The following is a 22290-nucleotide window of genomic DNA, read 5'->3' on the forward strand; positions in this document are numbered from 1 at the left end:
ACCCAAACCGCAACACTCACCGGCGGCACCGCCACCGTCACCGACAGCACCCTCGCCGTCGGCACACACACCATCACCGCCACCTACACCGGCGACGGAAACTTCAACACCTCCAACGGCACCGACACCCACACCGTCACCGCAACCGACACCACCACCACCGTCACCACCGCACCCGACCCCACCGACTTCGGCGAAACAACCACCATCACCTTCGCCGTCACCGCCAACCCACCCGGCGCAGGCACACCCACCGGCACCATCACCTACCAGATCGACGGCGGCGCAACCCAAACCGCAACACTCACCGGCGGCACCGCCACCGTCACCGACAGCACCCTCGCCGTCGGCACACACACCATCACCGCCACCTACACCGGCGACGGAAACTTCAACACCTCCAACGGCACCGACAACCAGACCGTCAACGCCGCCCAGACGACCATGACCGTCACCTCCTTCCCGGACCCGTCGACATCTGGAGAGACGGTCACCTTGACCGCCGCCGTACAACCTGTGGCCCCCGGCGCCGGGGTCCCCACGGGGACCGTCGACTTCGTCGTCACCGGCGCCAACTCGGTGACGCTGACCGGGGTGCCTCTGGACGGCAGCGGCGTCGCGACCACCACCACCAACGCGCTCACCGTGTCGGGGGCCGACACCATCACCGGCACCTACGCCGGCGACGGCCAGTACCTCGGCTCCAGTGACAGCGACAGCCACACCGTTCTGTAATCTGCCAGCCACTACGGTCCTGCACCGCAGGACGGCGCCGGGCCTGCCCCACGGGGCGGGCCCGGCGCTCGTATTCACCCACCAGCTTCCCGGATGCCGAGAGCCCGCGACCGTAGACCACCCGCTCTCGTCGACCGACTCCTGGTCTACAGCCCTTGGGAAAGCAGGAGTTCGTGCGCGAGCCGCGCGCCTCGGGCTGCCTCTTCCTCCATCTCGGTGTCCTGCGACGGGATCTCCTCCAGGCCCTCCGCGAGTGCCCGGACGGCCTGGGCCAGGGTCTGGACCTGGGACTCCAGGAGGCGCAACCGTTCGTGCACGTTCGGGGCAACCTTCTCAGTCATGACGGGCCTCCTCACTCCGTCCGTCCGACCAGGAACTCGGTGCGGCCGGGCAACTCAATTTCCGGTGCAGGTCCGGTGCAGGACCATGGGCTCCGCGAGGTGTACGCGGAGGGCGATTGCTGGACCACCGCCTCGGTCCAGGACTCCCCATCACCGCAAGTACCCCAAACCGCCCATATGCTCATGCGGCCCGCGATCCGGCAGCAACCCCGGCGGCTTATGGTGCGAGATGCTCATCCGCCGCTGTTCCGCCGCGGGTGGTGGTGGCCGAGCACCAGAGCCGGTCCATGGCCTTCCCGTACCGCGCCGCGAGTACCACTCGCCCAGGCGCAGCGAGAGCGAACCCGGCGGGTTGAGGGAGATCCGCGCCATGACATTGCCTCCTGATCCGAGTTCGGTCGCAACGCCCGGGCGGGGCCGTCGTGCGTTCACCGGCTCTGACAGAACGGCTCTCCTGGAGTGACACGGGCCGCGAAGGGCCCGCGCACGAGCCCGGAAGAGTCCGCGCTCGTGGTCAGGACGTGGGTCCGGATCCGGTCGCGGCAGGGGCGCCGGGCTCACCCCTGAGGTGGCACTCGACGTCCACGACCCCCTCCACGGCTCGTACCAGGCGCGCCGCCACCGAGATGAGCGAGGTGTCCCGGATCTGCCCACTGAGGGTGACGACTCCCTCGTTCACGTCGACGTGCACGGGCCGGGCGAGGCCGGGGAAGAGGTAGGCCACGACCGTGCGGCGGACCTCCTCCGCGATGTCCTCGTCCGGCCGCAGGAAGATCTTGAGCAGATCGCCTCGGCTGACGACGCCCTGCAGCTTGCCCTCGTCATCGATGACGGGCAGCCGCTTGACGTGCCGTACGGCCATGATCCGGGCCGCCTGGGCCAGAGTTGCGCCCGGGTGGACCGTCACCGCGGGTGCGCTCATGAGCTCTTCCGCGGTCACCGCTCCCGCCTTGGCCAGATCGGACAGGCGTCGCAGTTGCTCGCCACGGCTCGGGTCGCTGTCGCGGAACTCCTCCTTGGGCAGCAGGTCCGCCTCGGAGACGACCCCGATGACCCGCCCTTCGCCCTCAAGGACCGGCAGCGCGCTGACCTTCCACCGCTCCATGGTCCTGACGATCTGCTTGAAGGGCGCGTCGCGGCCCACGGCGACCACGGTCCGTGTCATCACATCGCTCACGATGTACGGGGTCTCGGGCATGGAGCCTCCTCCTCCCCGCTGCTTCGTCGGACCGGTTCGACGTCCGCTGGGTCGGCCTGGCTCCCGCTCGCAGGCGGAGCCGCCCCAGCCCCCTGCTCCTGCCGTCACCTCCAGCGTCCGGCGAGAAGTGGCCCGCCACCAGGGTCTGAAAGGGCACGGAGGTGGGCCGACCGGCCCTGGCCCGGGCGGTGCAAGCGTGCCCACGGGGGTACCCGGAGTACCTCCCGTCAGCCGGAGTGAAGGGCGGTGGGGACCATGGAACTCCCGCTGGTCGTGGGTGTCGACGGATCGGAGTTCAGCCTGCAGGCCCTGGACTGGGCCGTGGACGAGGCGGCCTTCCACGGGCTGCCCCTTCACCTGGTCCATGCCTCCCGGTGGGAGCGCTACGAAGGAGGCCGGCCGTCCCTCGGTACCGACCGCCCCGCCGAAGTGGAGCTGTCCGGGCACATCACCGCCTCTTCCGTGGAACGGGCCCGGCTGCGCAACCCCGAGGTGAAGGTGTCGAGCGAGGTGCTGCCCGATGACGCCGTGACCGCGCTGCTGAGTGCGGGCCGGGAGGCCTTCGCCCTGGTGACGGGGTCCCGCGGCCGGAGCGAGCTCGCCGGGATGCTGCTGGGCTCCGTCAGCCTCTCCGTGGCGGGCCGCGCCACATGCCCGGTGATCGTGGTCCGCGGTGCGGGTCTGAACCAGCGGGGGACCTTCCACCGGATCGTTCTGGGGGTCGGCGACACCACCGAGGGCTCGGCCGCCGTACGGTTCGCCTTCCGCGAAGCCGAGGTGCGCGGCTGCCCGCTTTTCGCCGTGCGGGCCTGGCGCCGCCCGGCTCACGGGCACGTGGACCACCTCCTGATCGCTGACGACGCCGTCCAGGTCCACGAGGAGCAGGCCTCGGCTGTCCTCACCGACGCGCTGAACCAGGCCGTACGCGACCACAGCCGGCCCGTCTGCCACCGCGAGGTCACCGAGGGCCCGGCCCACAAGGTCCTTCTGAACAAGTCGGCCGACGCCGACCTGCTGGTCGTCGGCGCCCTCCGGCAGCACGGCCACTCCGGTCTCCAGCTCGGCCGGGTCACCCACGCCCTGCTGCACCACTCCGACTGCCCGGTCGCCGTCATCCCGCAGCGGGCATGAGGGAGTGCATCGCCCATGGACCCGAGCCGGGGCGGTGCGCGGCGACCCGCTGCGCCGCCACCGTGAGCGGGCCGGTTTTCCCTACCGAACGAGTCGGTTTATCCCCGTCCGGCCATGTAGCCGGCGGAGAACGGGCCGAGCAGGGCCGAGACAGCGGCCTCCAGGTCAGCCACCTTGCGGATCTCGCCGCGCTCGCGGGCCCGCTCCAGCACCGCGCTGGAGCCGGCACGCATGGCCGAGGCCCCGCCCGCGACCGGGGACACCCGGACCGATCTGGTCGCCGTCCTCCGGGACTTCGCGACCACGGTGGAGCGGCTCCGGGGCATGGCACTGATCCGGAGCTCTCCTGCGGGCCGGCGGGTCAGCGCAGTGAGCAGGAGTTGACGACGTCGCCTGAAGCGGGCTTGGCGACGGTGCCGCCGGCGGGCGGGGCCGCGTGGCGCTCGACCCAGTCGGTGAGGGCGCCGAAGGCGGTGCGGTAGCAGGGCAGGATGGGGCGGAGCCGGTCCGGGTGGGTGTCGTAGAGGCCGTCGACGTGCGTGCCGCCCTCGATCGTGTAGGAGCGGTGCAGCCGGGCGCGGTGCCGGTTGGCGATCATGTCCGCGTAGACGTCGGAGGCGGTCGCGATCGGCAGCAGCGCGTCCAGGTCACCATGCAGAGTGATCATGGGCTTGCCGATCCGGCCGGTCAACGAGATCCGTTCGACCGCCCGGTGCACGGACCGGGGGCGGGCGGCGTAGTCGTACGACGCGTCCGAGGCGCAGGGTGCGAGGATCTCCGCGGTCGTCGAACCGGCCGACGCGCCAGGGCAGTCGGGGTCGTACGAGGGGTCGAACTCGGCCCGGTAGACCTTCTGCGTCAGCCCCCAGTAGACGGCCTCGTGGTACGGCCACAGGAATTCCGTGCCGGGGGCGTAGCCGGCGGCGATCATGTCGTCGTGGGTGGCGCGGCCCGCCTGGTGGGCGACGCCGGTCGGCAGGTAGGTGAAGAGATTGGGTCCCTCCGGCGTCCACAGCGCGCCCTCCCAGTCCACCCCGCCGTCGTACAGCTCGGGGTAGTTCTCCAGCTGCCAGCGGGTGAGATAACCGCCGTTGGAGATGCCGGTCATGTAGGTGCGGCGCGGGGCGTGCCCGTAAGTCTGCTCGGCCACGGCCCTGGCGGCGCGGGCCAGTTGGGTGGTACGCCGGTGCCATTCGGCGATCGCGTCGCCGGGCCGGTCCCCGTCGGTAGAGAAGTCCGGTCCGCTGTTGCCCTTGTCGGTCGAGGCGAAGGCGTAGCCCTTGGCCAGGACCCAGTCGGAGATGAGGGGATCCAGGGAGTACTGCTTACGCGTGCCGGGCGCGCCGGTCACCACCAGTCCGCCGTTCCAGCGCTCCGGCAGTCGGATGACGAACTGCGCGTCGTGGTTCCAGCCGTGCGTGGGACCGGAAAGCACGTCTGGAGGTGCCTCGGCGGGCGCGGAGCTGCAGCGACCCCGGGCTGTACGCGAACACGGGCGGCGGGCTCCAGGCCCGTACGACACGCAACGGAGCCTTCTGTGCCGAGGTCGCGGCGAAGGCGAACTCGATCAGCGGATGCGCCGATTCGCGCAGGTCCTCGATGCCGACGACGACCTCGTCCCCCGCGCGCTCAGGCTCGGCCCCCGCGCCCTCCCGCACCATCACCACTGGGCACTTGGCCCACGCGAGCACCTCACGGCGTCGCAGCCGAGGCGGTCGGCTCGCTCGCGGAGCAGCGCGGGGAAGTTCGGGCTGCCGGACTATCCCCTGGGCAGGCCGGCGGAACCGAGAAGCCAGCCGGACACGACGCCCTGCCCGCGCGAGCCGAGGACCAGCATCTCCGACGTCGCGCTGCGGGCCACGAGAGCCGCGACGGCCGTCTCCGCGACCTGCTCGGCGGAGATCGACACCTCCGGGTGGCGGGCCGCGAGATGCGCCTCGGCCTCGCGCAGGATCCGCGTCGCCCCGCGCCTGCGCCCCTCGGGCTCCTGGGCGGTACGCGCTGTCTGGGGCGGCTCGGCCCAGGCGTGTGACGCCGGCGGCCCGGGGTTCACTGAGCTGAACACCCCCTGGGGGGTTGTTCAGCTCAGTGAACCCCGGGCCGTCCCTACGTCGTCACATCGTCTCCATCTTGATGTAGCGCCAGGCCTCCGGTGCTTCTGACAGGACCACCGCGACCGCCGCGGCGGCCAGTGCGCCGACGGCGATGCGCACCACGATCGCCGGGATGAAGATGCCGTTCCTCATCGAGGAATCACCTCCTCTCCCAGAGTGCCCGGTGCGGTGGCAGGCGCTTCCTCCAGCAGCTCCGCCACCAGCGACTCGACGAGCCGTACCGCCTCCTCGACCGCCCGCTGAACGGGTTCGCTGAGCTCCACCAGCACATCCGGCTCGTCACCGGTCATCCGCACCGAGGGCTCGCAACCGACGACGAGGATGCGGGGCAGCGGTCCGTCGCTGCCGTCGCTGAGGTGGCGGGCGAGTGCCAGGACCTTGACCGGGTCCATGGCGTGCGTCTCGGGGGCACCTTCCATGTCCTCGATATCGGGCTCGATGACCGACAGCGTGCCGGGGCGCTCCCCTCTGGGGGCGGCATCCACGAGCAGAGCGGCGTCGTAGCCCTCGAGCAGCCGGTAGGCGAGGTCCATTCCGCGAATGCCGAAGTCCACTACGTGGACGCCGTCGGGGAGCGTCCGCCGGCTCAGAGCGGCGGCCACGGCCGGGCCGAATCCGTCATCGGCCATAAAGACATTTCCGATGCCGGCGACCAGGATGCGCGGGCGAGGTGGTGCACCCGTCCCGGGAGTGGCGGGCCCGGCCGGATCCAGTTCCCCGGGCGAGAAGAAGAAGCGGTGACCGATCTGCCCATTCCCCCCGAAGTCGCGTCCCGGGTCCCCTGCCAGGACGACCGCGACGTGGATCCGGCCCTCGAAATCCTCCTCCACGCCGACCACTTCGGCGATGCGCCCGGCAAGTGCGAGATCGAAGATGTCGGCCCCGCCGGACGGCCTCAGCCGCACCCGGCTCCCCGGACGCAGCGGAACCCCGTCCACGGTCACGGTCTTCCCGATCCCGGGTGACACGGCGTCACCGGACAGCTGCCCGTTCACGCGTCCTCCGAGGGCCGGAACTCGCGGATGGTCCCGTGCAGGCCGATCAGTTCGTCAGGGCTCAGCCCCGCGCAGCGGTCGAGGATCTCCCGCGCTCTGGGGTCGCAGGCCCGGGCCTCCGCCTGCTCCTCCTCCGTCAGGCTCAGCACGCTGAGGACGAGCAACTGGTCGATCTCCGTCCCGTCGAAGAGGTCTCCGGGGCTCTCGGGGGCCACCGCCGGAAAGTCGTACAGGGTGACGGGGGACGACAGCACCGTGTGCGCGCCTGATGTGCTGTCCCGCCGCGCTCCTGGGGGGCGGCCCTCGCCGTCGTCCACGAGTACGGGCCAGGTTCCCCGGTTGTCGCAGGCCGCGGCGAGGGCGCACAGGTGGGCCGGCGGGTCGATGAGGGAGACGAAGCGTCCGGCGTCGCTGTGCAGCAGCGTGTGAGTGGAGACGAAGGCGTACGCGGCGGCCTCCTCCCGGGCGTTGGGCGCGCCGGTGTCCGGACCGGGATACGGCGTGGTGTTCTCGATCCGCACCGTCAGCCGGTGCACGCCGTCCGCGACACGCACAGCGCCCACTTCCACCGTGCCGGTGAGCGGCCGTCGGCTGCGGACGAGACTGCCGACGTGGCGGCCCGACGCGTCGACCAGTGGCTCACGATCGGTGCCCGCGGGGAAGTCGATGGCGGACGTGGCGGGATCCCGCAGGCCCGCGGGCAGCGTCACGGGGACCAGCACCTCGCGTTCGACGGCCTCCTGCCAGGCGAGGTAACGCTCTCCGTCCACGGTCAGCTCGTCGACGGGCTGCGGCCCGTCCGGCCCTTCCCGGACGACACCACGGTCGACGACCTGCAGAAACCGTACGCGGATCGACACATCCACATCGGCCGCGCTCCCCTCCGCATGACCGGTGTCGAAGAGGACCTGGGTCTGCATCACGCTCTGTTCACCGAGCTCGGCGGCGCACGCCTGCGGGAAGACCCCGCCGAAGGTCCAGCGCTTGGCGTTCTTCAGCGCGGACCTGCGGTACGGCCAGAGCAGGTAGCCCTCGTAGAGGCAGGTGCGCACGATCTTCTCCACGGCCGTCTCCGCGGCCTTCTCTACGGTGTGCATGGCGCTCCGGTTCCGGTGGTCGTGGCTTCCCCGAGGGTTTCCGTACGGGTATCCGTGAGGGCTTTCGCGGGGGTTTCCAGGAGGGCGGCCCTCTCGAGCAGGCCGCGGATCGTGTCGTCCCAGCCGCCGAGCACTTCACGCGCCCGGAAGGCGTCGAGCCGGTCGAAGGTCTCCCTGGACAGCCGCAGCCAGGGACTGCCGCCGAAGTACCGGTCGATCAGCTCGTGCCACAGGTCGGCGGGCAGTCCGTACCCGGTGTCCTTGGTCCAGGAGATCTGGGCCGTCCGCAGCGGTCCCTCGGCGGCCCGGAAGAAGACGGTGCCGCCGAAGAGGAAGTTCAGGGGCACGTCCCCGTCCCGGACGGCGCGCAGGTACTTGGTCACACCCAACTCGATGTCGTACGGGCACGGCACCGTGATGTCGACTGCGGTGCCACTGTCGAACGGCGGCACGACCACCGTCGTCCGCGCCCAGTGAAGGGGCCGCATGGTGCTGCCCCACCGCTGCGGCTCGCCGAAGAGCTCGGTCAGGGCCCGCCGGGCCTCCGGGCCGTAGCGGCGCCGGGCCGCGTCGATCCGGATCGCCGTCGTCAGGCTGACCGAGTCCACAGGGCCGCCGCCGGCGCGGGTGATCTCCAGCCGGAAGCGCAGCGTCGGAACCGCGGCGTAGCGCTCCGGCTCCACACCGGTGATCGCGAAAGCCAGGTCCGGGATCGCGTGGCGCGCCGCCGCACGGTCCGTCACCGTCACGCCGGGGACAGGTTCGGCATGTCGGGCATCACGGGTTCCCGGTGCCTGGCGTTGATCCCGGTGGACCGGCGAGCCGTCGAGCGGTCATCGGGCAGATGCCCGGGGTGGTACTTGATGACGCCCCTGTGGTTGCCGCGCCGGACCCCCCTGACGTGTGCCGCCTTGTCGAGCTGTACGTCGGGCTTGCCTACGGTGATGCCCATGACGCCTCCTCGGTCGTGGTTCGGAAGTCGGTGGAGAGTTCATCGAAGAAGGATCTGACCTGCTCCCACACCTGGGGACCACCACCCAGTCCCTTCCAGTGTGCGCGCACCACGGCCACCAGCCGGTAGCAGTCGTCCAGAGGCACCAGCCAGTGCTCCCGAGCGCCGCCGGCCTGGTTCACCAGCAGGGCTTCGACGTCCTCCGCCATCGTGCTCAGAGCCGGGTGGGAGGCCTCCAGCTCGCGCCAGCTGTGCGGATCCACCGTGGAACGCATGGTGCCCAGCGGGCTCGGATAGCCGGCCGAGACCTCCCCGGACGACCCGCTGCGCGTAAAGAATGCGAGGTCGACGGGGATGCCCAGACCGGCCCAGAGCATCTCGTCGATGTCACAGCCGTCCAGCCGCAGCCTGCGCCGCGGCAGCAGCCGGAGGGAGTACCTCCCGGACGGAGTCCGGGGGAGCGCTCCTCCCGCCTCCTGCCGGTCGAAGAGCAGGGAGCAGGCGCGGCAGGCGCAGGACATGGCGCCCGTGTGCAGGTCGAGCAGGTGACGGTGTGCCTGGTCGATCGTCTCGGCGCACAGGTCGCACCGCTCCGGGCCATCGTGGCCCGTCTGGCGGGGGCGCCCTCCCCCCGCCTCCGGGACCGTGGTCCCGCCCATGCCGCCAGTCCCGCCGGTCCCACCGGGGCGAATGGCGTGGTGCACCAGGCGCCGCAGGCGGGGTGCGGCGAAGTGCGTCGTCGCGGGGCTCATCCGGCACTCCGTCCCGCGGGCGTCCGGCCGTGGAACAGCGCCTCCACCGGGATGAGGGTCTCCGGCACCGGCTCCGGGCCGCTCTCGATCCCGACGTCGAGGATCTCGGGCGCACGTCCGGCGATGGCATCCCGTACGGCCTGCTCCGCCGGTTCCTGGGCAGACGAGCAGCCGTGGCCGCGGCGCTCGAGCCGGATCCGTACGGCCGTGTCCGACAGCTCCAGCAGCTCCAACTCGCAGCCCTGCGACCGCACATGGCGGCCCACCTCATCCAGCGCTCTCCGCACCCGGGTCTCCACCGGGTCGGGGTGCAGGTCGTGCACGAGCAGCAGATGGCCGACGAGTTCGTCGGCCGCGAGCCGGTCCAGCAGCCCGAGACCCGTACGGCCGGCGGCCGTGCCGTCGTCGGCTTCACCCGCTCCGTCGGTGTCCGCGGTTTCGGCCGCGTACTCGATGACCCTGGCGAGGCAGTCGCCGTAGAGGCCGACCAGCGCCTCGACGGTCTCGACGGCCCGTGCGGCCGCGGCACTGTCCGGCAGGGTCTCCAGACCGGCCAGCAACTCCTCGGCCCTGGCCACCTGCGCGCGTGCGTGCTCGTCATCCCATGGCATCCCGGCGCCCCTACCCGACCGCGCCGAATGTCGGGGAGTGCATCTGCTTGAGGGTGCGCCCGCCGCCGAGGTACATGTGCACGCCGCAGGGCAGGCACGGGTCGAAGCTGCGCACGGTGCGCATGATGTCGATGCCCTTGAAGTTGTCCGGGCCGTTCTCCTCGAAGATCGGACAGCCCTGGACCGCGTCCTCGTACGGCCCGGGGGTTCCATAGGAGTCCCGGGGGCTGGCATTCCAGGGGGTCGGCGGGTACGGGTGGTAGTTCGCGATCTTGCTGTCACGGATGACCAGGTGGTGGGAGAGCACACCGCGCACGGCCTCGTGGAAGCCCACGCCGATGGCCTCCTTCGGCACCTTGAAGTCCTGGAAGGTCTTGGTGCGTCCGGCCCGGACCTCCTCCAGGCCCCGGTCCACGAAGTAGAGGGCCATCGCGGCGGCATAGGCCACGAAGTACATCCGGGCCCGGTTGCGCTCGATGGTGTTGGGGAACGGCGGGGGCTTCCACTCCAGGTGGACCTCCGGCGTGCCGGGGGTCTTCGGCAGGTCGATCTCCACGCTGTGCCCGGTGGAACGGACATAGGGCGTGCGGACTTTGCCGGCCAGTGCGGTGGACCACAGCCGGGCGATCGGCCCGCCGCCGGTGTCCAGAGCGAGATGGTCACCCGTGCGCCGGTCGTACCACCGGGGGCTCATCACCCAGCTGTACTTGCCGCCCTCTCCCAGGTCGCGCTTCTGCGGTGCGGGCAGCGTGGTCTGGTTCCACGGGTGCCGCTTGTCCACGGGGTTGCCGAGCGGATCCTTGTCGACGAAGGTCTGCTCGCCGGCCCAGTCCTCGTAGTACGAGCTGCCGAGCAGGATGCGCATGCCCAGGTTGATGTCGACCAGGTCGGTGGTGACCAGCTCGTTGTCGACGACGATGCCGGGGGTGACGAACATGGCGTTGCCCCACTCGTTCATCCGCCGGTAGTCGTAGTCGACGATCTCGGGGTCCTGGAAGGCGCCCCAGCAGCCGAGCAGCGTCCGGCGGCGGCCGACCTCCTCGTAGCCCGGCAGCGCCTCATAGAAGAAGTCGAAGACGTCGTCGTTCATGGCGACGGTCCGCTTGACGAAGTCGAGGCACCGCGTCAGCCGGACGAGATAGTCGGTGAAGACCTGCGGGGTCGCGACCGTGCCGACACCGCCGGGGTAGAGCGTGGAGGGGTGGACGTGCCGGCCCTCCATCAGGCAGATCATCTCGCGGGTGAGGCGGCTCATGACGAGCGCCTCCTTGTACGTCGTACCCTCGAAGGGGTTGTAGGACCGCATGATGTCGGCCACGGTCCTGTGGCCGTGCAGGTCGGCGCCGGGAGCCGGGGTCCGCTCGGCCTGCTCCAGAACGCCCGGGTTGGTCTCCCTGACCATGCGTTCGCAGTAGTCGACGAAGACCATGTTGTCCTGGAAGATCGTGTGGTCGAACATGTACTCTGCGGCTTCGCCGAGGTTGATCATCCAGTCCGCGAGCGGCGGAGGCTTCACCCCGTAGGCCATGTTCTGTGCGTACACCGAACAGACGGCGTGGTTGTCCCCGCAGATGCCGCAGATGCGGCTGGTGATGAAGTGGGCGTCCCGCGGGTCCTTGCCCTTCATGAAGACGCTGTAGCCGCGGAAGACGGAGGATGTGCTGCGGCATTCGACGACTTCGCGGTTGTTGAAGTCGATCTTCGTGTAGATGCCCAGGTTGCCGACGATCCGGGTGATGGGGTCGAACGCGACATCGGTGAGGGTGCGCTGTCCGGTCGGGATGGTCTGGCTCGTCGTCACAGGACGGTCCTTTCGCGCATGGTCAGCGGCCGGACCAGCGCGGCGAGAAGCCGGAGGTCAGCTCGGGACGGTTGTGGCGCCACTTCGGTTCCCGGTTCGCGGCGCGGTTGGTGATGGACCGCAGCGTCCGTACGAGCGGCCCGTAGGTGGAGCTGAGCACCGTGGACGACAGGGCGCCGCCCGGTGGCTCGTCCATGAACGGCATGAACTTGTCGGGGAAGCCGGGCATGGTGCAGCCGATGCAGACGCCGCCGACGTTGGGGCAGCCGCCGATGCCGTCCATCCAGCCGCGCTTGGTGACGTTGCAGTTCACCACCGGGCCCCAGCAGCCGATCTTCACCTGGCACTTGGGCGAGTTGTAGTCCTTGGCGAAGTCGCCTTGCTCGTAGTACGCGGCCCGGTCGCAGCCCTCGTGCACGGTCTTGCCGAACAGCCAGGTCGGGCGGAGCTGCTCGTCCAGCGGAATCGGCGGCGCCATCCCCGCGGCCTGGTACAGCACCCAGGTGAGGGTCTCCATGAAGTTGTCGGGCTGGACGGGGCAGCCGGGGACGTTGACGATCGGCAGCCCGCCCGCGGAGCGGAAATCCCAGCCCAGATAGTCGGCGAGGCCCATGCAGCCCGTGGGGTTGCCGGCCATGGCATGGATGCCGCCGTACGTGGCGCAGGTCCCGGCCGCCACGACGGCGTAGGCCTGCGGCGCGAGACGGTCGATCCACTGGTTGAAGGTGATCGGCTCGCCGGTGTCCGGGTCGTTGCCCATCGAGGTCCAGTAACCGTCGCCGTTGATCCGCTCGTTCGGGATGGAGCCCTCCACGACGAAGACATACGGCCCCAGTTCGCCCCGCGCGGCCTGGTGGAAGGCCTGCATGAAGTCGTCACCGGTCTCGTAGGCCAGCACCTTGTTGTGCAGGTGCACCTTGGGGAGACCGGGGATCGCTCCCAGCACGACGTCCTCGAGGCTCGGCAGGGACGCGGCGGTGACCGAGACGGTGTCCCCGTCGCAGCTCATCCCCTCCGAGGTCCACAGAATGTGCACCTCGTCGACACCACGAGCGGCTGACAGGTCGGTCATCATCGCGCCTTCCTTTCCGGGCCCCGCAGGCGCGGACGCCCCTTCTGCCAAGGGCAGCGGGTACGGGCGCCGGTCGGCTGACCGTCACCCCAGAAGAGGCTTACATTCCACGCAATCACTCACAACTCGGACACACTGCGTTGCTCTGCCTCATCCGGCAGGTACTCCGGCGTACGGGTGGCCTGCTCCTTTCGTACGAAGGCCGACCTGAGTGCGTGGTACGGCGCAGCCGCGTCGAAGAAGGTCCGCCGCATGCGCTCAAGCTCCTCGGCCCGGTAGGCGCGGAGCGGTTTGGCGGCTTCCTCGCGTTCCCGTACGGCCTTCTTCTCCGTGATCCGCGCGTGCAGCCGCGCCGAGGTGGCCAGGCCCGCGGCCAGCCGGGTGACCTCCCCGGAGAACTCCTCCGGGCCGCAGGCCACTACTCGGTCGACCAGTCCGGTCCGCAGGGCGCTCGCCGCGCTCACGGGCAGCGCCTCCCGGGTCAGCCGCTCCGCTTCGCGCGCCCCCACCCGGCGCGGCAGGGTGTACGTCCAGTACTCGGATCCGTACAGGCCCATGAGCCGGTAGTGGGGATTGAGCACCGTGCCCGCCCGGCACCAGACCTCGTCCGCCGCCAGCGCCAGCATCGCTCCGCCGGCCGCGGCGTTGCCGCCGAGCGCCGAGACGACCAGCCGGTCGGTGGTGGTCAGAACCGCCTCCACGAGGTCATCCATGGCCTGGATGTGGGCCCAGGACTCCTGCGCGGGATCGGCGGCGGCCTCGATGACGCCCAGGTGGATGCCGTTGGAGAAGAAGTCCCTGGTGGCTCCGAGGACCACGACGTCCGTCGGCCGGGAGCAGGCCCGCCGGTAGGCGGCCAGCAGCCGCCGGCAGTGGTCGGTGCTCATGGCCCCGCTGGGGAAGGAGAAACGCAGGAAGCCGACGCTCGCGTGCTCGTCGTAGCTGATGTCGGCCCAGGTGCGGTGGCGGCTGGGCGCCCACAACTCCGCGGTCAGCTCCGGAACGTCCCTCAGCCGGTCACCGAGGGCCTGGACGGCCGGCAGCTTGAACGTCTTCTCGCCCCCCGGCCGGCGCTTGGCGCGCAGCTGCGGGATCCACACCGCGCCGTCGGCCGTCGCCCGGCAGATCGCACCGCACCGGGTGGCCAGCACCTGGCCGGGCCTGCCGACGAGCCGGTCCTCCGGGTGGCCGCCGTGCAGATACCACTCGCCGCCGAGGAACGAGTCGAGCACCCCGGGGTGGGAGTCGGCGGCGCGCAGCTTGCGCAGCACGATCTCGGTGGGCTCCGACGACCAGTCGATCCGCCGCAGATCCTGGTGGAGATACGGGCGCAGCCCATGCTCGGTCGCGTCCTGGGGCCGTGGGGTGTACGTGCCCGAGGCGAAGCGCTCCACGGCTTGCAGGACCGCTTCGAGTGCGGCATCGGAGGCCTCGCCCCGGTACACGTCGCTCTTGCCGGACGCCGGAACGGGGAAGGGCGCCGAGGCCCAGACGGGGCCCGCATCCATCTCCGCGACCGCCTGAAGCACCGTCACCCCCCACCAGCCGGCGCCTTCCTGCAGGGCCCAGTCGAGCGAAGACGGACCGCGGTCACCGGGTGGCCCCGGGTGCACGATCAGGCAGGTGTGCGCGGACCACACGTCCTCGGGGATCGCGGTCTTGAGCATGGGGGCGATGACGAGCTCCGGAGCGTGCCTGCGCACGGCCTCACGCAGGGACGCGTCACCGCGTACCGGCTCCGCTGCGACCGTGTGACCGCGGTCCCGGAGTTCGGCGAAGATCCGCTGGGTCAGGCTGTTGAACGCGCTCGCGACGAGCAGGATGTGCATCACGCCTCCTGGGCCGGTGCCGCTCTGCGACACGGTGGACGCCGGACACGGAAGGTGATGCTCTCCCAAGGGACGCCATGCAGGGCGCGGGACGCGCCCGATGCGCTCCCGGCTTGCGCCGCCCGAGGGAAATCGGCACTCACCGGTGCCTGCGTTCCGGACGAGGGCCCGCCACGCATGCCTACCGTGACGGGCCATGCATGAACTGTCGATCGCGGCCGCTGTTGTCGAGAGCGCCGAGGAGGCCGCCCGCGAACACGGCGCCGCCTCGGTCGAATCGGTGCAGCTGCGCATCGGCGAACTGGCAGGTGTGGTGCCCGACGCGCTGCGGTTCTCCTTCGAGCTCGTGGCGGAGGGCACGTTGGCGGCCGGTGCCGAGCTCCTGATCGAGGAGGTGCCCGCGCGGGCCCGGTGCACCGGCTGCGACGCGGAGTTCGCGGTGGGCTCACCTCCGCGGCTGTGGTGCCCACGGTGCGAACAGGCCGCGGCGGAACTGCTCACGGGACGCGAGCTCGAACTGACCGGGGTTCAACTGCCGGAGGCCGGGTCGTGTCCGGTCCTCCACGAGGCAGGACGGGGAGAGAGAACATGATGTGTCGGACGGTGGACGTGCGGCAGGCCGTGCTCGCGAAGAACGACCGCCTGGCGGAGACGCTGCGCACCGACCTGGCGCGCCAGGGCGTCACCGCGGTCAATCTGCTGTCCAGCCCGGGGAGCGGCAAGACGGCCCTCCTGGAACTCGTCCTGCGCCAGGCGACCGAGCGCGGCGTACCGGTGGCCGCGGTCACCGCCGACCTCGCGACCGAGAACGACGCGCGCCGGCTCGCCAGATCGGGGGCGCCGGTGAAGCAGGTGCTGACCGGTGGGCTGTGCCACCTGGAGACGGACCAGCTTCGCGGCCATCTGGACGGCTGGCTGCCGGACGGCACCAGGGCGCTCTTCGTCGAGAACGTCGGCAATCTCGTCTGCCCCGCCTCCTACGACCTCGGTGAGGCGCTCCGGGTGGTGCTGATGTCCGTCACCGAGGGCGAGGACAAGCCCGTCAAGTACCCCACGGCCTTCGGCCTGGCGAATCTGGTCGTCCTCACCAAGACCGACCTGGCCGAGGCCGCCGGCTTCGACGAGGACGCCTTCGCGGCGCATGTCGAGCGGATCAATCCCGGGGTGGAGGTGGTGCGTTCCTCCGCTCGTACCGGCCAGGGGATCAAGGTGCTCCTTGACCGGGTGCTCGCCGTGTGCGACGGGGCCCGGCCGCACCAGCCGCTCCTCGCGGGAGACCACCACTCCCATGCCCACGCCGGGGCGGACCCGACCGCCGCCGAGACGTCGTGACATCCCATCGGCAGGCGGCGGCATGACGAGCACGCTGACGAACCGGCCGGAGCGCGCGGCCGCCGTGCGGCGCCGGGTCACGGTGCGGGGCGTCGTGCAGGGCGTCGGCTTCCGGCCCTTCGTCCACCGCCTCGCCGGCGAGCTGGCGCTGTCCGGGTTCGTGAGCAACAACGCGGGCGGCGTGATCGCCGAGATCGAGGGAGACCCCGACGGCGTCGAGGAGTTCTGCCGCCGCGTCCGCGAGCAGACCCCTCCCCTCGCCGTCGTCTCCGGCGTCACGTACGAGTCCGTGGCGGCCCTCGGCACCGAAGGGTTCGTCATCCTGCCCTCCGAGCGGGGCGAGGGCCGCACCCTGATCCCGCCGGACACCGCGACCTGCGCCGACTGTCTGCGCGAGCTCGCCGATCCGCAGGACCGCCGGTACCGCCACCCGTTCGTCACCTGCACGCACTGCGGCCCCCGCCTCACCATCGCCACCGGGCTGCCGTACGACCGCGCGACCACCACCATGGCCGCGTTCCCCATGTGCCCGGCCTGTGCCGACGAGTACGCCGATCCCTCGGACCGCCGCTTTCACGCCCAGCCCGTGGCCTGCCGGTCCTGCGGCCCCCGGCTCACGCTCACCCCCGCTCCCGGTACCGGTGCCCGCCGATCCGAAGGCGAGGAGGCCCTCGCCGAGTCCAGGCGGCTGCTCGCGCGGGGCGCGATCGTCGCGGTCAAGGGCGTGGGCGGCTACCACCTCGCGTGCGACGCCGCCGACCGGGACGCCGTCGCCGGCCTTCGCCGGCGCAAGAGCCGGGGCGCGAAGCCCTTCGCGGTGATGTGCCCCGACCTGGCGACCGCCGCGCGGCTCGCCCGCGTCGGCCCGGCCGAACGCGCCGCGCTCAGCAGTCCCCGCCGTCCGATCGTGCTGCTCCGCCGCCACGCGTCGCACGACGTACGGGAACTGGCCGCAGGTGTCTGCCAGGGCAGCCCGGACGTGGGCGTGATGCTGCCCTACGCCCCGCTCCAGCATCTCCTGTTCGGCCTTCCCGAAGACCCCCCGGGACCCCGGGTCCTGGTGATGACCAGCGGCAACCGGTCGGGCGAGCCCATCGTCACGGACGACCGCGAGGCCCTGACCCGGCTGGCCGGGCTTGCCGACGCCTGGCTGTCGCACGACCGGGCCATCGAGGTCCCGTGCGACGACTCCGTGGTGCGGCTGCGCGCGGACGGCAGCGAGGTCGTCCTGCGCCGGTCCCGCGGCTACGCCCCCTCCCCCGTCGCACTCCCGGTCCCGGTCCAGCCCGCCCTGGCCGTCGGTGGGGACCTCAAGAACACGCTGTGCCTGGCCGACGAGCACAGCGCATGGTTCTCCCCGCACATCGGGGACATGGGCGACCTGGCCACCGTACGGGCCTTCGAAGCGGGTGAGCGGCGGCTGCGGCGGCTGACCGGCGTCGCACCCCGGCTGCTCGTGGCCGACCGGCACCCCGGGTACCACTCGGCGCGGTGGGCCCGCCGCAATGCGGCCGGCCGCCCCCTGCGGCTGGTGCAGCATCACCACGCGCACATCGCCTCCGCCATGGCCGAGAACGGACTCGACGGCACCGCGCCCGTCATCGGCGTCGCCTTCGACGGCACCGGCTACGGCGACGACGCCGCGATCTGGGGCGGCGAGGTGCTCCTGGCCGACTACCACGGCTACCGCCGCCTCGCGCACCTGGCGTATGTCCCCTTGCCCGGCGGGGACGCGGGAGTCGGCAACCCCTGCCGTATGGCGCTGTCGCACCTGCGCGCGGCCGGCCTCCCCTGGGACCCTGACCTGCCCTGCGTCGCGGCCTGCTCTCCCGGCGAACTCCGGGTGCTCGACCGGCAGCTGGAACGGGGGCCGGGCTGTGTGCCGACGTCCAGTATGGGGCGGCTCTTCGACGCCGTGTCCTCGCTGGCGGGGATGTGCCATCGCGCGGGCTACGAAGCGCAGGCCGCCATCGAGCTGGAGGCGGCCGCGTCGCCGGCGTGGGCGGAGCACGAGGACGCATACGCCTTCGCGCTGCGCCCCGCGGGCTCCCGCCCGGGTGTGGCGGCCACGCTGCTCGACCCCGCCCCCGCACTGCGCTCCATCGTCGCGGACCTGCGCCGCGGCTCCCCTGCCCCGGTGATCGCCGCACGGTTCCACCGGGCGGTCGCGAGCGCGGTGGCAGAGGTGTGCAGGAGCGCCCGCCGGGAGACCGGGGTGCGGACGGTCGCGCTCTCCGGCGGGGTGTTCGCCAACGCGCTGCTGGACGAGGAGTGCACCGATCTGCTGCGGGCGAGCGACTTCACCGTGCTGCGTCACGGGGAGGTCCCGCCCGGGGACGGCGGGCTCGCCCTCGGTCAGCTCGTCGTGGCAGCGCGCGGCGGAGACCTCGCGTAGCCACCAACGACCCAGCGACGAACGGAGAACGCCATGTGCCTGGCAGTGCCCGGCAGGGTGGTCGGTATTGAGGATCGGAACGGCACGCGGATGGCGCAGGTCGACTTCGGCGGTGTCGTCAAGGACGTGTGCCTGGCCTACGTGCCGGAGGCGGGAGTGGGCGATTACGTCATCGTCCACGTGGGCTTCGCGCTCCAGCGGCTGGACGAGGAGTCGGCCAGGGCCTCGCTGGAGCTCTTCGCGCAACTCGGGCTTTTGGAAGAGGAGTTCGGCGACGCATGGGGCCGCGCCGCCGCGGAGGCGGGAGCGGCCCGGCCGGACACCGAGGCCGGGGCAACAGCGGCACAGGAGGGTGCCCGATGAAGTACGTCGATGATTTCAACGACCCGCAGCTCGCACGGCGGCTGCTCGACGACATCCACGCCACCGTGACCCGCCCCTGGGCGATGATGGAGGTCTGCGGCGGCCAGACCCACTCGATCATCCGGCACGGGATCGACCAACTCCTGCCCGATACCGTCGAGTTGATTCACGGGCCCGGCTGCCCGGTGTGCGTCACACCGCTCGAGATGATCGACAAGGCGCTCGAGATCGCCTCCCGCCCCGACGTCATCTTCTGCTCCTTCGGCGACATGCTGCGGGTGCCCGGAAGCAGCCAGGACCTCTTCCGGGTCAAGAGCCGGGGCGGCGACGTGCGGGTCGTGTACTCGCCGCTGGACGCCCTCGGCATCGCGCGGAAACATCCCGACCGGCAGGTCGTGTTCTTCGGCATCGGCTTCGAGACCACCGCCCCGGCCAACGCGATGACCGTCCACGAAGCCAGACGCCTGGGCATCCGCAACTTCAGCCTGCTGGTCTCCCACGTCCGCGTCCCGCCCGCCATCGAGGCGATCATGCGGGCCCCGCACTGCCGCGTCCAGGCTTTCCTGGCAGCGGGTCACGTATGCAGCGTGATGGGGACTGCGGAGTATCCGGAGCTGGCCGAGAGGTACAAGGTCCCCATCGTGGTGACCGGTTTCGAACCCCTGGACATCCTGGAGGGCATCCGCCGTACCGTCCGGCAGCTGGAACATGGCGAACACCGGGTCGACAACGCGTATCCACGCGCGGTGCAGCCGGGCGGCAACCCGGCGGCGATGCGCATGATCGAGGAGGTCTTCGAGGTCACCGACCGGGCCTGGCGCGGCATCGGCACGATTCCCGGCAGCGGCTGGCGGCTCACCGACGCCTTCCGGGAGTACGACGCCGAGCACCGCTTCGAGGTCGCCGCCTTGCGGACCTGCGAGTCCTCGGCCTGCCGCAGCGGCGAGGTGCTCCAGGGCCTGATCAAGCCGAACGACTGCGCAGCCTTCGGCACGACCTGCACACCGCGCACGCCCCTGGGCGCCACGATGGTTTCCAGCGAAGGGGCCTGTGCCGCCTACTACCTGTACCGGCGCCTGGACGCGCCCGCGGCGCCCATGCCGTCCGCACCGTCGAAGGAGGCGGCTCCCCTTGGCTGACACGACAGAGCTGCGGGCGCCCGCGGCCACGGAGGAGACCGCGCCGGTGGACCCGGCCGCCTGGTCCTGCCCGGCACCGCTGCGCGACCACCCGGTGGTGGTCATGGGGCACGGCGGCGGCGGAGCCCTGTCCGCCGAGCTCGTGGAACACCTCTTCACTCCCGCGTACGGCAGCAAGACGCTGGCCGGACTCGGCGATTCGGCGGCGGTGACGCTGGGCGGCGCCCGGCTGGCCTTCTCGACCGACTCCTACGTGGTGCGGCCGCTGTTCTTCCCCGGCGGCAGCATCGGCGACCTGGCGGTCAACGGCACGGTCAACGACCTGGCCATGAGCGGCGCCAGACCGGCCTACCTGTCCTGCGCGTTCATCCTCGAAGAGGGGACCGAGCTGTCCGTGGTCGGGAAGGTGGCACAGGCGATCGGGGCCGCCGCCGCGGCCGCGCGCGTCGCCGTCGCCACGGGCGACACCAAGGTGGTCGACGCCGGACACGGCGACGGGGTCTACGTCAACACCTCCGGGATCGGACTGATCCCGGAAGGCGTGGACATCCGCCCGCAGCGGGCCGTTCCCGGCGATGTGGTGATCGTCAGTGGACCGATCGGCATGCACGGCATCGCCATCATGAGCGTCCGCGAGGGACTGGAATTCGGGGTGGAGGTGACCAGCGACACCGCGCCGCTGGCCGGCCTCGTCGAGGCCATGCTCGACGTCACGCGGGACCTGCACGTGCTGCGCGACCCCACGCGCGGGGGTCTCGCCGCCGCGCTCAACGAGATCGCCATCGCCTCGGGGACCGGCGTGGCCCTCACCGAACGCGGCCTGCCCGTCCCGGAAGCGGTGGCGAACGCATGCGGGTTCCTCGGCCTCGACCCGCTGTACGTGGCCAACGAGGGCCGCCTGGTGGCCTTCGTACCGCGCGAACACGCGGACCCCGTACTCGCCGCGATGCACGCCCACCCGCAGGGCGCACAGGCAGCCGTCATCGGCGAGTGTGTGGCCGAGCACCCGGGGATGGTCGTGGCTCGCACGGGCCTCGGTGGCACCCGTGTGGTGGACTTGCCGCTCGGCGAACAACTGCCCCGCATCTGCTGAGTCCGCCCGGCCGCTGCCGGTTGCGCGCAGGGGCCGGCAGTCAACGCGACACGTCCCCGGACTGCGCGGACGTCGTTTCGGTGAGATGCGCCCACGGGCGCTGCCGTCCGCGGCTCACGGCGGCGACACCTGTCTCGTCATAGCGGGCGGTTGCAAGGGACCAGGCCAGATTCCCCGCCATCAGATTTCCCATGCCTGCCACGTAGTGGTCGACGTGTCCGCGGACCTCGGGGAGAACACCCGATGCGCTCAGGATCTTGGGGAGGGTCGAGGAGAGCCGCACGAAGCGGGCGGCCCGCGTGTTGGCGAGGGCGGCGATGCGCTCGACGGACTGCTCCAGGGTGCGCCCCGTCTGCTCCCGCAGAATGATGACGCTGTTGTTCACCTCCCCCGCGGCCAGCTCTTTGACGAGCGAGACGATGTCGTTGACGAAGATCACCACATCGGCGGTGATCTCCCGCATCTTGGCCAGCGGGGAGGCCTCGTGCAGCTCCTCCGGCAAGGTGTAACCACCGCACCGCTCGGTGAAGTCGAGGCACGGCTGGACTCCTATCGACTCCCGTCTGACGCGCAGAAATTCCTGCAGAGAGGGAAGGCGGTCGGCGGTCCTGTGGTGTGCCTCCCCCTGGTGGGCGGCCAGATAGGTCTGCCAGTGCGCACGGAAGCGGTGTTGCCAGGCAGCGGGCCGGCCGGCCGTGGCGCGGTGCCAGATGTTGCGGAAACCCCGGACGAGAGGGGATGACTGCTTGCCGGGCGCCGGGAGGGTCGTGTCGTCCGCCGCCATGGTGAGGCCGATGGAGGCCACCACCTGTTCTATGGCCTCCGGCTGCAGCCCGAGACTGCCGTCGAACTGGTCGTCGAAGATGAAGAACCAGGCGTTGAAATCGGCCGCGAGCTCGAGGTCGGTGCCCGTGGCGTCCGGATAGAAGTACGCCATCAGCCGCTCGAGCCGCAGCGCATCGTACTCCGCGGTCGCGGACGCCCCGGTCAGCATGCCCATCTCCTGTAACCACTGGAGGGTATGCCGCCGTGCGCGCTCGGCGTGCGGGCTGAGGCGGGCGGGGAACGGAATCCTGATGGCGGCAGCGCGCCGGGTGGGGTCCGGGGGCGTCCGCTGCTGGCCGAAATCCCTCGCATGCGTCATGAGCCCCCCTGGTGTCGCAGCGTTCCCACGGTTCGCGGGATTCGCAGCTCCGAGGCGTTCTCGATGCCTCAGAGGCTAAGCGTTCCGCTAGGCGTATGGCCCTGGCCTACGGATGCGCGGTGGCGTGATACCGGCGTACGCGACCACACATGCGCCCCTCTCTGGGGACGGACGGGGATCGTCGACCCGGCTGTCG

At 71.2% G+C, this 22290-nt stretch carries 24 protein-coding genes; 8 read left to right on the forward strand and 16 right to left on the reverse strand.

Translation table 11 applies throughout. The features are described from left to right. The coding region (locus ACTWQC_RS30680; protein ID WP_443319099.1) for an Ig-like domain-containing protein at positions 1-735 on the forward strand (735 nt) is incomplete at its 5' end. Between the two features lie 146 nt (positions 736-881). Here ACTWQC_RS30680 and ACTWQC_RS30685 read toward each other — a convergent pair. Beyond that, positions 882-1076 carry a hypothetical protein gene (locus ACTWQC_RS30685; RefSeq protein ID WP_443319100.1) on the reverse strand — a complete coding sequence of 65 codons (195 nt, stop codon included), beginning with the start codon at positions 1074-1076 and terminating at the stop codon, positions 882-884. Between the two features lie 514 nt (positions 1077-1590). After that, on the reverse strand, positions 1591-2274 hold the full coding sequence (locus ACTWQC_RS30690) for a CBS domain-containing protein (protein ID WP_443319101.1): 684 nt from the start codon (positions 2272-2274) through the stop codon (positions 1591-1593). 255 nt (positions 2275-2529) lie between these two features. Between ACTWQC_RS30690 and ACTWQC_RS30695 the strand changes: the two genes are divergently transcribed. Continuing rightward, positions 2530-3405, forward strand: a complete 876-nt coding sequence (locus ACTWQC_RS30695) for a universal stress protein (RefSeq protein WP_443319102.1) — start codon at positions 2530-2532, stop codon at positions 3403-3405. Positions 3406-3503: 98 nt separating this feature from the next. Here the strand turns inward: ACTWQC_RS30695 and ACTWQC_RS30700 are convergent, their stop codons facing one another. The 13 genes from ACTWQC_RS30700 to ACTWQC_RS30760 all read right to left on the reverse strand — a co-directional run bounded on the left by ACTWQC_RS30700 (position 3504) and on the right by ACTWQC_RS30760 (position 14628). After that, positions 3504-3731 (reverse strand): hypothetical protein, encoded by a 228-nt coding sequence (locus ACTWQC_RS30700; protein WP_443319103.1) that lies wholly within the window; start codon positions 3729-3731, stop codon positions 3504-3506. Positions 3732-3766: 35 nt separating this feature from the next. After that, a complete protein-coding gene (locus ACTWQC_RS30705; RefSeq protein WP_443319104.1) occupies positions 3767-4840 on the reverse strand; it encodes an alpha/beta hydrolase family protein in 1074 nt (357 codons plus the stop codon). 324 nt (positions 4841-5164) lie between these two features. Beyond that, a complete protein-coding gene (locus tag ACTWQC_RS30710; protein ID WP_443319105.1) occupies positions 5165-5458 on the reverse strand; it encodes a universal stress protein in 294 nt (97 codons plus the stop codon). A gap of 61 nt (positions 5459-5519) precedes the next feature. After that, positions 5520-5651 (reverse strand): DUF6893 family small protein, encoded by a 132-nt coding sequence (locus ACTWQC_RS30715; RefSeq protein WP_443319106.1) that lies wholly within the window; start codon positions 5649-5651, stop codon positions 5520-5522. After that, positions 5648-6514 carry a hydrogenase maturation protease gene (locus ACTWQC_RS30720; protein WP_443319107.1) on the reverse strand — a complete coding sequence of 289 codons (867 nt, stop codon included), beginning with the start codon at positions 6512-6514 and terminating at the stop codon, positions 5648-5650. The genes ACTWQC_RS30715 and ACTWQC_RS30720 overlap by 4 nt, the downstream gene beginning before the upstream one ends. Continuing rightward, on the reverse strand, positions 6511-7611 hold the full coding sequence (locus ACTWQC_RS30725; RefSeq protein WP_443319108.1) for a hypothetical protein: 1101 nt from the start codon (positions 7609-7611) through the stop codon (positions 6511-6513). Before ACTWQC_RS30725 ends, ACTWQC_RS30720 begins: the two co-directional genes overlap by 4 nt. Further along, positions 7599-8360, reverse strand: a complete 762-nt coding sequence (locus tag ACTWQC_RS30730) for a DUF6084 family protein (protein ID WP_443319109.1) — start codon at positions 8358-8360, stop codon at positions 7599-7601. Before ACTWQC_RS30730 ends, ACTWQC_RS30725 begins: the two co-directional genes overlap by 13 nt. Next, positions 8357-8563: a hypothetical protein gene (locus ACTWQC_RS30735; RefSeq protein WP_443319110.1), complete on the reverse strand. Its 207-nt coding sequence runs from the start codon at positions 8561-8563 to the stop codon at positions 8357-8359. The genes ACTWQC_RS30730 and ACTWQC_RS30735 overlap by 4 nt, the downstream gene beginning before the upstream one ends. Next, the gene (locus ACTWQC_RS30740; RefSeq protein ID WP_443319111.1) at positions 8548-9315 is read right to left on the reverse strand and encodes a DUF5947 family protein; all 768 of its coding nucleotides are present in this window, start codon (positions 9313-9315) and stop codon (positions 8548-8550) included. The genes ACTWQC_RS30735 and ACTWQC_RS30740 overlap by 16 nt, the downstream gene beginning before the upstream one ends. Beyond that, complete coding sequence (locus ACTWQC_RS30745; protein ID WP_443319112.1) at positions 9312-9926, reverse strand: NifU family protein; 615 nt, start codon at positions 9924-9926, stop codon at positions 9312-9314. The genes ACTWQC_RS30740 and ACTWQC_RS30745 overlap by 4 nt, the downstream gene beginning before the upstream one ends. Positions 9927-9936: 10 nt before the next feature. Beyond that, a complete protein-coding gene (locus ACTWQC_RS30750; protein WP_443319113.1) occupies positions 9937-11727 on the reverse strand; it encodes a nickel-dependent hydrogenase large subunit in 1791 nt (596 codons plus the stop codon). Positions 11728-11749: 22 nt separating this feature from the next. Then, positions 11750-12802, reverse strand: a complete 1053-nt coding sequence (locus ACTWQC_RS30755; protein ID WP_443319114.1) for a hydrogenase expression protein HypE — start codon at positions 12800-12802, stop codon at positions 11750-11752. A gap of 116 nt (positions 12803-12918) precedes the next feature. After that, positions 12919-14628: an enoyl-CoA hydratase-related protein gene (locus tag ACTWQC_RS30760; RefSeq protein WP_443319115.1), complete on the reverse strand. Its 1710-nt coding sequence runs from the start codon at positions 14626-14628 to the stop codon at positions 12919-12921. A 196-nt stretch (positions 14629-14824) separates the two neighbouring features. Here ACTWQC_RS30760 and hypA point away from each other — a divergent pair, with 196 nt between their 5' ends. Genes hypA through hypE form a run of 6 tightly spaced genes read left to right on the forward strand, consistent with a single transcriptional unit; the run spans position 14825 to position 20950 of the window. Then, positions 14825-15220, forward strand: a complete 396-nt coding sequence (gene hypA / locus ACTWQC_RS30765) for a hydrogenase maturation nickel metallochaperone HypA (protein WP_443319116.1) — start codon at positions 14825-14827, stop codon at positions 15218-15220. Next, positions 15220-15960, forward strand: coding sequence for a hydrogenase nickel incorporation protein HypB (hypB, locus tag ACTWQC_RS30770; RefSeq protein ID WP_443319150.1), 741 nt, complete (start codon positions 15220-15222; stop codon positions 15958-15960). Before hypA ends, hypB begins: the two co-directional genes overlap by 1 nt. A gap of 22 nt (positions 15961-15982) precedes the next feature. Then, the gene (hypF, locus tag ACTWQC_RS30775) at positions 15983-18355 is read left to right on the forward strand and encodes a carbamoyltransferase HypF (RefSeq protein ID WP_443319117.1); all 2373 of its coding nucleotides are present in this window, start codon (positions 15983-15985) and stop codon (positions 18353-18355) included. Positions 18356-18388: 33 nt separating this feature from the next. After that, positions 18389-18718 carry a HypC/HybG/HupF family hydrogenase formation chaperone gene (locus ACTWQC_RS30780; protein ID WP_443319118.1) on the forward strand — a complete coding sequence of 110 codons (330 nt, stop codon included), beginning with the start codon at positions 18389-18391 and terminating at the stop codon, positions 18716-18718. After that, entirely contained in the window at positions 18715-19857 is a 1143-nt protein-coding gene (gene hypD, locus ACTWQC_RS30785) for a hydrogenase formation protein HypD (protein ID WP_443319119.1), read from the forward strand. The genes ACTWQC_RS30780 and hypD overlap by 4 nt, the downstream gene beginning before the upstream one ends. Continuing rightward, complete coding sequence (gene hypE / locus ACTWQC_RS30790; protein WP_443319120.1) at positions 19850-20950, forward strand: hydrogenase expression/formation protein HypE; 1101 nt, start codon at positions 19850-19852, stop codon at positions 20948-20950. The genes hypD and hypE overlap by 8 nt, the downstream gene beginning before the upstream one ends. Before the next feature lie 40 nt (positions 20951-20990). Here hypE and ACTWQC_RS30795 read toward each other — a convergent pair whose 3' ends face one another. Continuing rightward, positions 20991-22094, reverse strand: coding sequence for an isoafricanol synthase (locus ACTWQC_RS30795; protein WP_443319121.1), 1104 nt, complete (start codon positions 22092-22094; stop codon positions 20991-20993). Positions 22095-22290: the final 196 nt, after the last annotated feature.

The organism is Streptomyces sp. 8N616, from assembly GCF_052246385.1.
GTDB lineage: Bacteria > Actinomycetota > Actinomycetes > Streptomycetales > Streptomycetaceae > Streptomyces.

Coding starts and splice junctions, on each gene's coding strand:
- ACTWQC_RS30685 (WP_443319100.1), bottom strand. CDS start 1,076: ATGACTGAGAAGGTTGCCCCGAACGTGCACGAACGGTTGCGCCTCCTG.
- ACTWQC_RS30690 (WP_443319101.1), bottom strand. CDS start 2,274: ATGCCCGAGACCCCGTACATCGTGAGCGATGTGATGACACGGACCGTG.
- ACTWQC_RS30695 (WP_443319102.1), top strand. CDS start 2,530: ATGGAACTCCCGCTGGTCGTGGGTGTCGACGGATCGGAGTTCAGCCTG.
- ACTWQC_RS30700 (WP_443319103.1), bottom strand. CDS start 3,731: ATGCCCCGGAGCCGCTCCACCGTGGTCGCGAAGTCCCGGAGGACGGCG.
- ACTWQC_RS30715 (WP_443319106.1), bottom strand. CDS start 5,651: ATGAGGAACGGCATCTTCATCCCGGCGATCGTGGTGCGCATCGCCGTC.
- ACTWQC_RS30725 (WP_443319108.1), bottom strand. CDS start 7,611: ATGCACACCGTAGAGAAGGCCGCGGAGACGGCCGTGGAGAAGATCGTG.
- ACTWQC_RS30735 (WP_443319110.1), bottom strand. CDS start 8,563: ATGGGCATCACCGTAGGCAAGCCCGACGTACAGCTCGACAAGGCGGCA.
- ACTWQC_RS30740 (WP_443319111.1), bottom strand. CDS start 9,315: ATGAGCCCCGCGACGACGCACTTCGCCGCACCCCGCCTGCGGCGCCTG.
- ACTWQC_RS30745 (WP_443319112.1), bottom strand. CDS start 9,926: ATGCCATGGGATGACGAGCACGCACGCGCGCAGGTGGCCAGGGCCGAG.
- ACTWQC_RS30755 (WP_443319114.1), bottom strand. CDS start 12,802: ATGATGACCGACCTGTCAGCCGCTCGTGGTGTCGACGAGGTGCACATT.
- ACTWQC_RS30760 (WP_443319115.1), bottom strand. CDS start 14,628: ATGCACATCCTGCTCGTCGCGAGCGCGTTCAACAGCCTGACCCAGCGG.
- hypA (WP_443319116.1), top strand. CDS start 14,825: ATGCATGAACTGTCGATCGCGGCCGCTGTTGTCGAGAGCGCCGAGGAG.
- hypB (WP_443319150.1), top strand. CDS start 15,220: ATGTGTCGGACGGTGGACGTGCGGCAGGCCGTGCTCGCGAAGAACGAC.
- hypF (WP_443319117.1), top strand. CDS start 15,983: ATGACGAGCACGCTGACGAACCGGCCGGAGCGCGCGGCCGCCGTGCGG.
- ACTWQC_RS30780 (WP_443319118.1), top strand. CDS start 18,389: ATGTGCCTGGCAGTGCCCGGCAGGGTGGTCGGTATTGAGGATCGGAAC.
- hypD (WP_443319119.1), top strand. CDS start 18,715: ATGAAGTACGTCGATGATTTCAACGACCCGCAGCTCGCACGGCGGCTG.
- ACTWQC_RS30795 (WP_443319121.1), bottom strand. CDS start 22,094: ATGACGCATGCGAGGGATTTCGGCCAGCAGCGGACGCCCCCGGACCCC.